Annotated in this window: 16 protein-coding genes; 12 read left to right on the top strand and 4 right to left on the bottom strand. The window is 38.6% G+C overall.

From position 1 onward, the window contains the following. Nucleotides 1-35: 35 nt before the first annotated feature. Nucleotides 36-3,482: a methionine synthase gene (metH, locus tag NITER_RS05635; RefSeq protein WP_084275467.1), complete on the top strand. Its 3,447-nt coding sequence runs from the start codon at nt 36-38 to the stop codon at nt 3,480-3,482. 82 nt (nt 3,483-3,564) lie between these two features. On the opposite strand, the gene NITER_RS05630 is transcribed toward metH, so the two are convergent. After that, nucleotides 3,565-3,846 (bottom strand): hypothetical protein, encoded by a 282-nt coding sequence (locus NITER_RS05630; protein ID WP_084275468.1) that lies wholly within the window; start codon nt 3,844-3,846, stop codon nt 3,565-3,567. Beyond that, nucleotides 3,833-4,111, bottom strand: coding sequence for a BrnT family toxin (locus NITER_RS05625; protein ID WP_084275469.1), 279 nt, complete (start codon nt 4,109-4,111; stop codon nt 3,833-3,835). The genes NITER_RS05630 and NITER_RS05625 overlap by 14 nt, the downstream gene beginning before the upstream one ends. A 90-nt stretch (nt 4,112-4,201) precedes the next feature. On the opposite strand from NITER_RS05625, the gene NITER_RS05620 reads away from it, so the two are divergent. Next, the gene (locus NITER_RS05620) at nt 4,202-5,128 is read left to right on the top strand and encodes an A/G-specific adenine glycosylase (protein WP_084275470.1); all 927 of its coding nucleotides are present in this window, start codon (nt 4,202-4,204) and stop codon (nt 5,126-5,128) included. Here the strand turns inward: NITER_RS05620 and NITER_RS05615 are convergent. Continuing rightward, nucleotides 5,094-5,255: a hypothetical protein gene (locus tag NITER_RS05615; protein WP_159445316.1), complete on the bottom strand. Its 162-nt coding sequence runs from the start codon at nt 5,253-5,255 to the stop codon at nt 5,094-5,096. The genes NITER_RS05620 and NITER_RS05615 overlap by 35 nt on opposite strands. Before the next feature lie 63 nt (nt 5,256-5,318). On the opposite strand from NITER_RS05615, the gene NITER_RS05610 reads away from it, so the two are divergent. Genes NITER_RS05610 through NITER_RS05575 form a run of 8 tightly spaced genes read left to right on the top strand, consistent with a single transcriptional unit; the run spans nt 5,319 to nt 11,867 of the window. Then, nucleotides 5,319-5,930, top strand: a complete 612-nt coding sequence (locus NITER_RS05610) for a hypothetical protein (protein WP_084275471.1) — start codon at nt 5,319-5,321, stop codon at nt 5,928-5,930. Continuing rightward, entirely contained in the window at nt 5,927-6,418 is a 492-nt protein-coding gene (locus tag NITER_RS05605; protein WP_084275472.1) for a cob(I)yrinic acid a,c-diamide adenosyltransferase, read from the top strand. The genes NITER_RS05610 and NITER_RS05605 overlap by 4 nt, the downstream gene beginning before the upstream one ends. A gap of 34 nt (nt 6,419-6,452) precedes the next feature. After that, nucleotides 6,453-8,315, top strand: coding sequence for a TonB-dependent receptor plug domain-containing protein (locus tag NITER_RS05600; protein WP_084275473.1), 1,863 nt, complete (start codon nt 6,453-6,455; stop codon nt 8,313-8,315). Beyond that, nucleotides 8,312-8,863 carry a hypothetical protein gene (locus NITER_RS05595; protein WP_084275474.1) on the top strand — a complete coding sequence of 184 codons (552 nt, stop codon included), beginning with the start codon at nt 8,312-8,314 and terminating at the stop codon, nt 8,861-8,863. Before NITER_RS05600 ends, NITER_RS05595 begins: the two co-directional genes overlap by 4 nt. Beyond that, complete coding sequence (gene galU / locus NITER_RS05590; protein WP_084275475.1) at nt 8,860-9,684, top strand: UTP--glucose-1-phosphate uridylyltransferase GalU; 825 nt, start codon at nt 8,860-8,862, stop codon at nt 9,682-9,684. The genes NITER_RS05595 and galU overlap by 4 nt, the downstream gene beginning before the upstream one ends. A 27-nt stretch (nt 9,685-9,711) precedes the next feature. Further along, nucleotides 9,712-10,212, top strand: a complete 501-nt coding sequence (locus NITER_RS05585; RefSeq protein WP_084275476.1) for a host attachment protein — start codon at nt 9,712-9,714, stop codon at nt 10,210-10,212. Nucleotides 10,213-10,230: 18 nt separating this feature from the next. Continuing rightward, nucleotides 10,231-11,466: a M20/M25/M40 family metallo-hydrolase gene (locus NITER_RS05580; protein WP_084275477.1), complete on the top strand. Its 1,236-nt coding sequence runs from the start codon at nt 10,231-10,233 to the stop codon at nt 11,464-11,466. Then, entirely contained in the window at nt 11,463-11,867 is a 405-nt protein-coding gene (locus NITER_RS05575; RefSeq protein ID WP_084275478.1) for a hypothetical protein, read from the top strand. The genes NITER_RS05580 and NITER_RS05575 overlap by 4 nt, the downstream gene beginning before the upstream one ends. 6 nt (nt 11,868-11,873) lie before the next feature. Here the strand turns inward: NITER_RS05575 and nth are convergent, their stop codons facing one another. Beyond that, nucleotides 11,874-12,521, bottom strand: a complete 648-nt coding sequence (gene nth / locus NITER_RS05570) for an endonuclease III (RefSeq protein WP_197685304.1) — start codon at nt 12,519-12,521, stop codon at nt 11,874-11,876. 57 nt (nt 12,522-12,578) lie between these two features. Here nth and NITER_RS05565 point away from each other — a divergent pair, with 57 nt between their 5' ends. Together NITER_RS05565 and NITER_RS10215 are read left to right on the top strand one after the other, a co-directional pair. Continuing rightward, entirely contained in the window at nt 12,579-13,292 is a 714-nt protein-coding gene (locus NITER_RS05565) for a YebC/PmpR family DNA-binding transcriptional regulator (protein WP_084275479.1), read from the top strand. A 38-nt stretch (nt 13,293-13,330) separates the two neighbouring features. Continuing rightward, nucleotides 13,331-14,149, top strand: coding sequence for a peptidylprolyl isomerase (locus tag NITER_RS10215; RefSeq protein WP_084275480.1), 819 nt, complete (start codon nt 13,331-13,333; stop codon nt 14,147-14,149). Nucleotides 14,150-14,159: the final 10 nt, after the last annotated feature.

Here is a 14,159-nt window from a genome sequence, read left to right as displayed (position 1 = left end):
TAGTATAATGGCAAAAAAATTTAAAGAGGTGCAGATTGATTAAAGAGCTGCTAAAAAAGCGGATTTTAGTCATTGATGGTGCAATGGGAACGCAGCTTCAGGCAAAAGCAAATGAGATTCCAGCCAAAGCTTGGGAAGGTAAAGAGGGGTGTAATGAGCTTCTCAATAAAACTGCTCCAGATGTGATTAGGTCGATCCATGAAGCCTATGCAAAAGTAGGGGCTGATATCATTAAAACAAACACATTTGGCTCAATGCCATGGGTCTTGGAGGAGTATGATTTAGCCAGCGAAGCGTATGATCTTACAAAACGAGGATGTGAGCTAGTCAAGGAGGTTTGCGAAGCTTATAGCACACCTGATAAACCGCGTTTTACTGCCTGCTCTTTGGGACCTGGAACAAAACTGCCAAGCCTTGGGCATATCGATTATGATGAAATGTATGCAGGATACAGCGAAGCTGCTCGTGGGGCAAGAGATGGAGGAGCAGATCTTTTCTTGCTTGAGACTTGTCAAGATCCACTTCAAATTAAAGCAGCGATTCATGCTTGTCAAGATACAGCTCCCCAAATTCCCATTATGGTAAGTGTTACCATTGAGCAAAATGGTACAATGCTTATCGGAACTGATGCAGCAACTATTGCGACTATTTTAGAACCGTTTGACATTATTTCTTTGGGATTTAACTGCGGAACCGGTCCTGATATGGTGGAAAAACATGTAAGAGTGCTGAGCGAAGTGTGGGATCGGCCAATTAGTATCCATGCCAATGCTGGGCTTCCTCAAAACAGAGGCGGCTATACCTACTATCCTATGGGACCAAAAGAGTTTACCGAGCTTGAAGCAAAATTTACCGCCATACCGGGTGTGACGCTGCTAGGCGGATGTTGTGGGACGACTCCTCAGCATATCAAAGCTTTGGTAGATTCAGTTGAAGGCAAAAAGCCCCTTCCTCCAAAAGGAAAGCAGCCAAGAAGCATTGCAAGCCTTTTTGAAGCTCGTACACTCATGCAAAATCCTCCTCCCTTTTTAATGGGTGAGCGAAGTAACGCGACAGGAAGCAAAGCTTTTAGAGAGCTTCTTTTAAAAAGCGATTATGAAGGGACACTCAGTGTTGCCCAGCAGCAAGTGCGCAGTGGAGCCCATGGAATTGATGTAAGTGTGGGGTTTGCAGGGCGTGATGAGACAAAAGATATGAAAGAAGTCATCCAGCTCTATAATGAAAAGATTCCAATCCCCCTCATGCCGGACTCCACGCAAGTGCCAGCCATAGAGACAGCTCTTAAGCACATTGGCGGACGTCCGATTATCAACTCAGCCAACCTCGAAGATGGGATAGAGAAGTTTGACAAGATCTGTTCATTGGCAAAGCGCTATGGTGCGGCATTGGTACTGTTGGCAATCGATGAAGAGGGAATGGCAAAGACAAAAGAGAAAAAATTGGCGGTTGCTGAGCGTATGTATGAAAGAGCTGTGAATCTGCATGGCCTCAATCCTGGTGATCTTGTTTTTGATCTTTTAACCTTTACTGTTGGAAGTGGGGATGAGGAGTATCAAACAGCAGCTATTGAAACCATTGAAGCGATTCGTGAGTTAAGAAAGCGTCATCCAGAAGTGGGAGCAGTTTTAGGAGTATCCAATATCAGCTTTGGCTTAGACAAACATGCAAGGGAGTACCTCAACAGTGTTTTTTTGCACCACTGCGTCGAAGCCGGTCTTACGATGGCGATCGTCAATGTCAAAAATCTCATCCCTTACCACAAAATCAGTGAAGAGGATCGAAAAGTTTGTGAGGATCTGCTCTTTAACAGACGCGAAAATGGCGATCCACTCTTTGCCTTTATCGAGCACTTCAGCAAAGCGGAGAAAAAAGAGACTGCAAGTGATGATGAACTGAGCAAACTCCCACTTGAAGAGCAAATCCACAAACTCCTCATCGATGGGGACAAAGATCGGATGATGCCACTGCTTGAAAAAGCCAAAGATGTGATAGATCCTGAAAAGATTATCAATGAGATTTTAATCGGGGCTATGAAAGAGGTGGGCGATCTCTTTGGAAGTGGGCAGATGCAGCTGCCATTTGTACTACAAAGTGCAGAGGTGATGAAAGCAGCAGTGGATTATCTCAACCAGTTTTTGCCAAAGACAGAGAAACAGTCGCAGACTACGCTCATTTTAGGAACGGTCAAAGGTGACGTGCATGATGTTGGTAAAAACCTTGTAGATATATTGCTCACCAATAATGGCTTTAAAGTTGTCAATCTAGGTATCAAAGTAGAGCTCGAAGAGTTTATCAAAGCTTATAAAGAGCATAATGCCCAGGCAATCGGAATGAGTGGACTGCTGGTCAAATCTACCCAAGTGATGTTGGAAAACCTCAAAGAGATGAAGCAAAAAGGAATTGATGCGCCTGTTCTTTTGGGTGGGGCTGCGCTGACGAAGAAATTTGTGGATGAGTTTTGCCGTCCAGCCTATGATGGACCTATCTTTTATTGCCGCGATGCTTTTGATGGAATAGTGGCAATGAGCAGAATCGAAGAGGGAAACTTTGATACAAAGCTTGGAAGCGACAAGGATGAAGAGGAGATTGTCGAGGTCAAGCCAAAAGAGGAAGTAAAGATCGATCCGGCAAACATTATCTTGCCAAAACCGGCTCCTGTACCTATCCCACCATTTTGGGGTAGAAAGACACTTGAGATTGATCCGGATATCGCCTATGAGTGGATCAACAAAAGGCTTCTTTTTAAACAGCGTTGGGGTTATAAGTCAAAAGGTCTGAGCAAAGAGGAGTATCAAAAGCAGCTTGATGAAAAGGTGATTCCAGCTTTTAATAGGCTTAGAAGTGAGCTAAAAGATATATTCCAGCCAGTAATTCTCTATGGATATTGGCCTGCAAGAGCTGTAGATAATGAGCTCTATGTTTTTGGAGAAGAGTTTGGCTGGCAAAGGGATGAGGATGCCAATCGTGAGCCGATAGAGAATATCATCGGTGACGCGATAGAGATTTTCACCTTTCCAAGGCAGTCTAAACCGCCTCATAGATGTATCGCAGACTATTTTCATGCTGATAGAATGGATGTAAGTGCTTTTACCTGCGTGAGTGCTGGAAGCAAGTTTAGTGAATATGAGGGAGAGCTTTTTAAAGCTGGGAAATATCATGAGTATCATTTGGTACATGGTCTCAGCGTTGAGCTTGCCGAAGCATTGGCTGAGATTGCACACAAGCAGATACGAATAGAGCTTGGGATTTTACGCAATGAAAAGGCAGATTTACGCGATGTAAAAATGGTAGGCTATCAAGGAGCTAGGTATTCACCAGGCTATCCAGCATGTCCTGATCTTGAGCTCAATCGTCACATATTTAACCTCTTAAAACCAGAGGAGTTTGGTATTGAGCTGAGTGAAACGTTTCAAATACATCCTGAGCAGTCAACCTGTGCGATAGTTGTACATCATCCAGAGGCGAAGTATTTTAACGTTTAGAGACAATAAGTACAAAGAATTTGAAGTAATATTATAGTTATCATAATAATTGTTTATAAAAAATTTTTAGTATTAAACAAACCTACAAATCTATCTTAATCTTTCCGGTTGCGAAATTATGTACAAGTGCTTGGATGAGGTTTTGATAACTGATACCAAGCTCTTTAGCTTTAGCCTTTACTGCTGCTAAATCGGTTATGCTAAAGCGGATAGTAACAGGCTTTTTTTTGCGTAAAGATTTTGTATATTTTGCAAATTTTGCATATTTTTCTCTATCCTCTTTTTTCAATATACTTTTTGCATTTTCTATATTTTCCAAGATTTCCATCTCTTCTAAATTGTAAAAAAAGTCATTTTTTTCCATTTTCATACTCCTTTTTAAGTTTTCGACTTGGTATTATTGTTTTTAAAAAGATCTCCTTTTCATTTTCTACAAATGGAACATAACATAAATAATCATTGAGTCTTAAAATAAATATCTTTTGATTTGGATATCTATCTTTGTTCGGATGTTCTTTGATATCAATAATTTCTTTATTTTCTAAAGCATCTAAAACCATTTCAAATGAAAAACCTCGCGTAAGTTGTAAAATCTGATTTTTCTCTTCGTTCCATTTAATCTCTTTCATGTGAACTATAATAACAAAATGTACATATATAGTCAATACAAAAGTTTTAAGATATAATAATTTTTCAGTATAACGAAATAATAAAATCCAATGGGAAAAACTCTCATGCTTCTAAGATGGTTTAAGCAACATGGGCGCCACGATCTTCCCTGGCGCCAAACAGATAATCCTTACCATATCTATGTGAGCGAAATAATGCTCCAGCAGACACAAGTAGAGCGGGTGCTGCAAAAGTATGAGCCGTTTTTGCAAAAATTTCCTACACTACAAAGCCTTCGCATGGCAAGTGATGAGGAGCTTTTAGCCCAATGGAGTGGCCTTGGGTATTACCGTAGAGCACTTGCTATGAAAAAAGTTGCGGAGCTTGTAGATACATTACCGAAAAATATTCAAGAGCTGCAAAAACTGCCAGGAATAGGCAAATATACTGCCCATGCAATTGCTTCATTTGCTTTTAACCAGTCAGTTCCTGTAGTGGATGTGAATATTGAGCGGGTTTTGCGGCGCTTCTTTGCACTTACTGGCTCGCAAAAAGAGATATGGCAAAAAGCTAGCGAATTTTTAGATAAAACCTCTCCTAAAGAGCACAATCTTGCACTTATGGATCTTGGAAGTCTTGTATGTGTGCAAAATCCAAAGTGTGAAAATTGTCCATTACAAAAGAGTTGCAAAGGGCAAAACGAGCCACAAACGTACTGGAGTAAAGGAAAAAGAGAGCATGAAAGACTCGATCTTCACTATGCTCTTTTTATCAAAGATAAAAAAATTGCACTTACGTATTCCAAAGGCTCTATGTACAAAGGTATGCTGCTTTTGCCTGAAGCAAAGAAAAAAGAGAAGCTCCTTGGAACATTCAAACACAACTATACAAAATATGCAATTACCGTTTACTGCTACGCTGAAGAAGTTGAAGGAGATTTTATATGGATGGATTTAGCAAAAGCGCGTAATGCCCATTTACCAACACTAGTGAAAAAAGCTCTCAAGTTTTATGACGACTTTTCCAAGTTTTTTTGATATTCCAAACCATTAAAGCACCAAAGAGCAGTGCAATGCTTGCATAAAGGGCAGCAGCTGTAAAATCTTTTTGCATGAGTGCCCAGAAAGTGAGTACAAGAAAAAGAGTTGTTACTATTAAACACATACTATTTCCTCAAAATTTATAATAAACTAGCTACAAGGTATAATACCAAAAAAGGAGAGTCGTATGAAAAGAGTTGTATTTATAGCTTTATTGGCAAGCTTTTTGTTTGGAAAGTGTGAACATTTTCAAAAAGTTGTTACGATGGATTTTGCAAATGTACAAAAAGGAGAACTTCCTTTTGGCTGGATTGTGAGCTGTAGCGGTAAATCTTTTCCAGGTATCTGGGAGGTAGATGAGAAGAAAAGACTTTTTATAAAATATCCGCGAGGTAATAGAGCAGATGAGAAAAATATCTTCTTTACAAAAGATGAGTATTTTACCAATGGGGTATGCCAAGCAAAAATCCTCAGCAAAAAAAATGCTGGAGTGCTTTTTCGAGCAAGAGATCGCAAAAACTATTATGCAGTAAGCATCGATTTTAAAAACAATAAACTTATTGTAGAGGAGGTTGAAAACAAAAAACCAAAACTGCTTCTTGAAAAAAAGCTCTCTTTAAGTGAAAAGCCTAAAGTACTAAAAGTTGCCTATTGTGGAGATAGTGCGACTATTTTTATAGATGAAAAAGAGGTTGCAAAACTCACAAATCTCAAAAAAAGAGCGGGTGGAGTAGGAGTTGTAGCCTCTGGTAGCTCGCAAGCAGTTTTTGATGATATTGTCATCAAGGTATCGCAGTGATTCAGATCTACACTGGTGATGGTAAAGGCAAAACAACAGCTGGAGTTGGTTTGGCAATACGTGCAGTGGGAGCTAAAAAACGCGTGCTCTTTATGCAGTTTATGAAAGGAATGCATTCCAGTGAAATTGCAGTATTGCAGAGCCTAGGAATTGAGGTAGATAGGGAGTGGGATGGGAGATTTATCGTTGATGCTCCATCGCAAGAGCAAAAAGCGATGGTGCAAAGGCAATATCAGCGAGCAAAGGAGGCACTGCAAAAGGGTTACGATCTAATTGTGCTAGATGAAATCATAGTAGCGATGCATTTTAAACTGCTCTATGAAGAGGAGATAATAGATCTTATGCAACAAGCCCAGTGTGAACTAGTACTAACAGGTAGAGGTGCTACAAAGAGGCTGATAGAGATTGCAGATCTCGTAACAGAGATGAAGAAAATCAAACACTATTTTGATACAGGAGTAGCAGCGCGAGAAGGTTTTGAGTTTTAGTATAATTTCCTTCTATTTCAATGAAGGAGCAAAAATGGCAAAAGGATTTAAAAGGAAGTACTTCTCTCTTGCTGCAATTGCTGCAACTGTTTCAACGGTAGTATTGCAAGCTGAGGCTTCACAAATTGCACAGATCCAAAAAGTGGTTGTAAGTGCAAGTAAATCGAGCGAATCGATAGAGGATGTGAGTGACGATATCGAAGTCATCGATACACAAGAATTAGAAGAGCTGGGGATAGAAAGCTTAAAAGATCTTTTGCAATACGCAGTAGGAGTGACGCAAAGTAGCAATGGTGGCCCGGGTAAGGCAAATGCAATTTATTTGCGAGGCTTAGCAAACGACAAAGTACTTATTCTCATCGATGGAGTAAGATTTAACGATCCTTCCAATATAAGTGGTCCATCTTCTGAGCATCTTCTTTTACAAAATATCGAAAGGGTTGAGATTATCAAAGGTGCCCAAAGTGGAATTTGGGGTGCTGATGCTGCTGCAGGTGTTATCAATATTATTACGAAAACAAAAGCCCAAAAGAGTATTGATATAATGGGAGGCAGCTTTCGTACTACAAAAGCAGCACTCTATTTGGCAGACTCTTTAACAAAGAGGTTCTCTTATGTGTTCGATATGAGTTACTATAAAACTGATGGGTTTTCTGCAATTACACCTTATCGTAAAAATCCAAAAGATTATGAGAGTGATGGCTATATCAATAGAAATGTTCGCTTTAAAGTAGAGTATAATGCAGAGAGCTTTTCGTTAGATACTGGTGGCTTTTATATCAATGCGTATAATGAAGCTGATGGGTACAATCCAAAAAGCTTTGCTCCAGATCCAAACTCTCGCAATAATGATAAATTCAAATACTATGCAATTTTTCTCAATGGATCAAAAGAACTACAAAAGCACCATCTCTCATTCCATTTAGATTCTACAACGACTAAACGCTACTTTTTAGATGCAAGTTGGGGTGTTAACTATTTTGAGGGTAAAACAGGTACAGTGGAGGTGCGAGATACTTTTCGTTATGATAATGGAAAGTTGCAACTAGGAGGAGGATCACAAAGATATAAGAGCGCATACAGCGATACTGCAGCAAAAAGTGGAAGTATCGATTATGATGATAGCTATATCTACTTTACAAATTTTAACCGTTTTGGATCTTTGATACTCCAAGAAAATGTTCGCTACGATGCTTATGATAAGTTTGATAACCAAGTAACAGGAAAGATTGGCGCAAAATATGCATTAGGAGATGTGAATCTCTTTGCCAATATTGCCAAAGCATACAATATTCCAAACCAAATCAAAATGATAAATCCATGGGGAAAAGCCAATTTCAATCTCCAGCCAGAAAAGAGTAGAAGCTATGATGTTGGTATTGAAGCATATGGAGTAAAACTGGTCTATTTTGTAGAGCGAGTAAAAGATCTTATCAACTGGTATGATCCAGACTATAATAGCTATGGAGATGAATACTACAAAAATTTTCCTGGTACAAGTAAGTTTAAAGGTGTTGAAGCTAGCTATCGCCAAGCAGTTGGAGAAGATATTTTTGCTCAAATTGGCTTTACCTACCTCCAAACAAAAGATTCACAAGGTAACTATCTTCCTCGCAGGGCTAAAACACGCTATAGCTATGCACTTTCTTGGTATCCTACTGCAAAACATACTATCAATATCAATGGTTACTATGTAGGCAAACGCTATGATGATGCTGCAAAAAGTAAGAAAACTGGCAATTACAATGTAACAAACCTCTTGCTCTCCTATCAGTTTGCAAAAAACTATAGAGGATATGTACGAGTACAAAATATTTTTAATAGACGCTATCAAGAGGTTTACGGATACGGTGCGCAGCCACGCAGTTTTTATATAGGAATTGAGGGCAGCTTTTGAGACTGCGTCTAAAAAACTATATCTTTTATAAATTTTTTAATTCATTTTTTACTGGGCTCTCAGTAGGGAGTATTTTTGTGATTTATACTCCCTTGCAGCCCTCAATATTCTCTTTTGGTGGAATTGTGCTTGCAGTTGGAATGCTTCTTATTGCAAAATTTTATGATGTGCTTCTCAAAATCAGACGCTACTTTCAAATAGGCATTTTTGTAGAACTTGTAATGCTTGGACTCATTATCATTTTTTTACTGCACCCCTATACTTACATGACAGCACTTTTAGTATATAGTGGTTATCAGCTTACATTTATGTTTGGTGCTTATTTGGTGCGTGCCGAGACTCTTATAGTCAAAAAAGCAGTTGCATTGACGAAAGTAGATGTAAGCAAACAGGTGGGTTACTTAGCTGGGATGGTGGGAAGTTTTATCTTCTATCAGATTGTTGATGCATCAAAGCAGCAGCAGGTCTATATGCTCCACTATCTGCTCTTAGTAGTGGAAGTTGTTATAATTATGCTATTTATAAAATCTTTTGAAAGGCGCAAATGATTAAAAAATGTCTTTTTCCAGCAGCAGGTTATGGTACAAGGTTTTTGCCAGCAACAAAAGCGATTCCAAAAGAGATGCTTCCAATCGTCAATAAACCTCTCATTCAGTATGGTGTAGAAGAGGCGATTGAAGCTGGTATGGATACGATGGCTATTGTTACGGGGCGAGGCAAAAGGGCAATTGAAGATCATTTTGATATAAGTTATGAGCTTGAGCATCAAATCAAAGGTACATCAAAAGAGTATCTTTTAAAAGATATTCGCAATTTGGTGGAAAACTACACTTTTGCCTATACAAGACAAAAAGAGATGAAAGGGTTAGGGCATGCTGTATTAGTAGGAGAGACACTTATAGGAAATGAGCCCTTTGGTGTGGTATTGGCTGATGATTTGTGTGAAGGCGAGGGCAAAGGGGTTTTAGCGCAAATGGTGGAACTTTTTACAAAGTATCGTACATCTATAGTAGCTGTTATGGAGGTTGAGAAGGAGAATATTAGCAAATATGGCGTTATTAGCGGCAAAGAGATAGAAGAAGGGGTATATATGGTGAGCGATATGGTAGAAAAACCATCTATTGACGAAGCCCCGAGCAATCTTGCTGTGATTGGTCGCTATATCTTGACACCAGATATTTTTGAAATTTTACAAGATATAAAACCAGGAGCTGGCGGAGAGATTCAACTCACAGATGCTCTAAGAGTTCAAGCAAAAAATAATATGGTGATTGCCTATAAATTTAGAGGAGAACGCTTTGATTGTGGAAGTGTGGAAGGATATGTTGCTGCTACCAACTACTTTTATCAAAAATTTACTCAAAAATAGCTACAATAAAAGAAAAAAAGGATAAGAATGAAAGTTGGAGATTTAGTAATCGTATCAAACCTTGGAGAGATGAAGGTTTACAAAGCAAATCCAAGAGATCTTGAAGCTGAAGCAGGACTCAAGCCAGAAAATATTAAGCTTGATCTTGTCAACGCTGTTGATTATGTCGAAGCTCACTGGAAGCTTCAAGATATTGTTACAGATGAAGCAGGAAGATTTAAAGCTGATGCTGGTAAAATGGGAGGGAATGCAGGAGAGCGCCATGAACTTGAAAAGAAGATGGAAGAGGATGTGATAAAAGTGATAGCAGAAGATATTGCGAAAATGGTTGAACAATATAATCCTCCAAAATATTTTCTAGCACTTCCTGAGAATATCTTTTCAAGAGTTTGGCAAAGAGTGCAAGATCTACAGGCAAAATACCCAGATGTTGTTAATAAACTCTTTCGCTATGTTGAAGAGGATCTCACAAAAACAGATAAAAATGAACTTCCTAAAATCTTTAAAGAAAAAGGCAAACACTTCTAACGAAGGTTTGCCCTCCCTATGCGCGTACTAGAGATATTTCTTGAAATCGTAACGATTCCTCACTGCTCTGGCAATACTGCCAAGCTGCGCATCTTCATTGCAAATTTTGCAAAAGATTGTGGATATTGTGTGCAATCTGATAGAGCTGGTAATATTTTATGCTATAAAGATAGACGTGATATATGCCTTCAAGCACATTATGATATGGTGTGTGTTGGCAAAGCACCTGCTATAGAGCGTATCGAAAAGGATGGATATCTCTATGCACAAGACTCTTCACTAGGTGCTGATAACGGTATTGGCGTAGCAATGATGCTTGCACTTATGGAAGAGGGAAAAGAGGCAGAATTTCTCTTTACGAATAATGAGGAAATTGGACTTATTGGAGCTAAAAACCTTGATTTAGATTTGCAAGCGACGAAGATGATAAATCTTGATAGTGAGGAGTTTGGCAAGATTTATGTAGGCTGTGCAGGTGGAGCTGATCTTATTGCTAAAAAAGATATAGGATATATTCCTGCTACACAGCAAAATTTTTATAAAGTAACTTCCAAAAACTTTCCTGGCGGTCATAGTGGTGTGGATATTGATAAAGATATCCCCAATGCTATCAAAGAGTTTGCATTTTTTGTAGAAGATGCTGCAGTTGGAGCAATAAAAGCGGGCGAGCGACGCAACTCTATTCCTGTACATTTGCACGCTCTAATTGCTACAGATAAAAAATTAAAGAACAATGATTTCTTCACAGTTGAGACAGTCCAAGCTTTTGAAGTAATTGATTATCCTTTAGTGCAGACCCTTTGCGCTTTTGCAAATGGAGTAAGATCGTGGGAGAAAAATTTTAATATTCCTCAAGAGAGTGTAAATCTAGCAAAAATCTCCCTGCAAGGCAGTGAGCTTACTATTGAAGTGAGCCTAAGAGCAAACTCTCAAGAAAAACTCCAGCGTCTCAAAAGTGAATATGGATGCTTTTTTCAAGATTGGAATTGCCAATGGGAAGATGAGTATCCAGCTTGGAAACCACAAATTACACCTTTAGCAAAAGAGATAAGAGAAAAATATCTAAAGTTTAGTAAAAGTGTCGATTTTGCAGCAATTCATGCAGGGCTTGAGTGTGCTATATTTGCTCAAAAATATTCTGATATGCAGATAGTTTCTATTGGCCCAGAGATAGAAAATCCCCACTCTGTAAGAGAGCGTGTAAAGATAGCAACGATAGAACCTCTTTATACAATGTTACAAGAGCTATTATGAAAAGACTCTTTTTTCTTCTTCTCATATTTGTGCTAACTGGATGTGGAAGCAGAGAGTTGTCGCGTGTGTATGTGGCTGATGAGGTAGTAAACTACTTTATGCCCTACTCATCTATAGATATTTTGGTGCCACAAAGTGTAGAAGTTGTAAAGATTGAAAAAGTAGATGAAAAAAGAGCCATTGCGAAGGTTTGCTATCAATTTCGCTTCTTAACAAGCTATGAGAGTCTGGTCGACTATATCAAAAAACATCCAAACTCCCATTTTGCTAAATTTGATTTTGGTCTCGTAGCACTCTTAGGGAAAAAATTTGATAACTTTCAAAAAAATGATATTAAAAAACGTTGCGATGATGTAGTATTTGAAAAAAGATATGGCAAATGGGTCCTTACAAAGATCTAATTTGCGCTATTTTTTGATTTCTCTCTTATCTTCACTTTCACAAAGATCATACAAAAAACACTGATCGCATTTTGGATTTTTAGCTGTACAGATATAGCGCCCAAAAAGTACCATAGCTTGATGGATTGCATTGAGATCTGTTTTGAAAGCCTCTACAAGATCTTTCTCTGTAGCTTGTGGCGTTTTTGCATCACTGAGACCTAGTCTGTGTGCTACGCGAAATACGTGAGTATCAACTGCCATGAGATTTTTTTTGAAGTATTCAATCATAACCACATGCGCAGTTTTTTGTCCTACACCTGGAAGTTTCACAAGCTCTTTTTCATCTTCAGGAATTTTGCCGCCATATTTTTCTTCTACCATTTGTGCCATTTTGATGAGATTTTTTGCTTTGTTGTTAAAAAATGAGCAGCTTTTAATAATCTCTTTAACTTCATCGATATCTGCATGAGCGAGTGTATGAATATCAGGATATCTCGCAAAAAGCGTAGGTGTAATCATATTGACGCGTTTATCTGTACACTGTGCAGAGAGCATAACTGCAACGAGAAGTTGGTAGAGATTTTTATATTTGAGCTCGGTATGGGCTTGGGGATAGTGCTCTAAAAGTCTTTTTTTTATCTCTTCTATCTCTTTTGGCTTTCGCAGTACCATAAGTGAGCCTTTCGTTTTTGATATAATTTTACCTAAATTTTTCTATGAGGAGATTTTATGGCCGGTCATAATAAATGGTCGAAAGTCAAACACATCAAAGCAAAAGAGGATGCGAAAAAGGGAAAAGTCTTTACCAAAGCAGTGCGTGATATCATGACTGCTGTGCGCGATGGAGGACCGAATCCCGAAACAAATGCAGCACTGCGCCTTGCAATTGAGCGGGCAAAAGCGGTCTCAATGCCTCAAGATAATATAAAAAGAGCAATCGATAAAGCGAGTGGTAACCTTCCAGGTGTAAAATATGAAGAGATTACCTATGAGGGATATGGGCCTGGTGGTGTAGCTATCATGGTAGAGTGCCTTACAGACAACAAGAATAGAACTGTAGCGGCAGTACGCCATGCATTTAGCAAAAGTGGTGGAAGTTTGGGCACAAGCGGAAGCGTATCATGGATGTTTGAGAAAAAGGGAGTTATCACTGTAGAACGTGGCGAAAACGAAGATGCAATAATGGAAGCAGCTCTTGAAGCGGGGGCAAGTGATATACTCGAATTTGATGAAGTGCTTGTGATTGAAACTGATCCAGCAGATTTTAACAGCGTACTTGAAGCGGTAGAAAAGGTTGGGGCAAATATTTTAGAAAGTAGCGTGGGGCTTGTAGCTTCAAATGAGATCGATGTAGATGATGCAACAGCAGAGAAAGTAGAAAAACTTATTGATGTACTTGAAGAAAATGACGATGTGCAAAACGTTTACCATAATATGAAATAATTGCAGGGTAAATTATATATTACAACAAAAGGAAAGTGATGAAGAAATATTTCGTTGGTGGTTTGGTGGCATTAAGCCTTGTAGCAAGTAGTGCAGTAGCAGGTAAAGTTTTGGCTGTTGTGAATGGTAAAAAGATTACAACTGAAGATGCAGCTCCAATGCTTGCACAAAGCGGTATGAAATTTGAGCAACTCCCTCCACAAATCCAACAAAAAGTTGTGGATCAACTAGTTGAAAGAGAACTTCTCAAAGAAAAGGCTCTCAAAAGTGGTGTAGAAAAGACAAAAGAGTACAAAGAAGCTCTCAATAAACTTAAAGCCGATTTAGCTCTTGAAATCTGGATGAGAAAGCAGTTTAACTCTATAAAAGTTACTGATAAAGAAGCGGAGGATTTTTATAAAAAAAATATCGATAAATTTAAACAGCCTGAGACAGTACATGCAAGACACATTCTTGTAAAAAGCGAGAAAGAGGCGAAAGATATTATCAATGAGCTCAAAAAAACTCCAAAAGATAAACTCAAAGAGAAGTTTATTGAGTTAGCAAAAACTAAATCTGTTGGTCCAAGCGGTAAAAGAGGAGGAGATTTAGGATACTTTAAACAGGGACAGATGGTAAAACCTTTTAGTGATGCAGCATTTTCACTTAAACCTGGAGAGTTTACAACAAAACCAGTCAAAACACAATTTGGATACCATGTTATCTATGTAGAAGATAAAAAACCAGCTTCAACTGTTCCTTTTGCACAAGTAAAAGAGAAGATTAAATCTCAGCTTAAAATGCAAAAATTTCAAAAAGTAATAAAAAGTGAGGCTGAAAAGCTTAAAAAAAGTGCGAAAATAAAGAAAAACGTCTGATAAAGGATAA

The organism is Nitratiruptor tergarcus DSM 16512, assembly GCF_027946175.1.
Lineage (GTDB): Bacteria > Campylobacterota > Campylobacteria > Campylobacterales > Nitratiruptoraceae > Nitratiruptor > Nitratiruptor tergarcus.
This window is presented reverse-complemented; position numbering and strand designations above follow the sequence as displayed.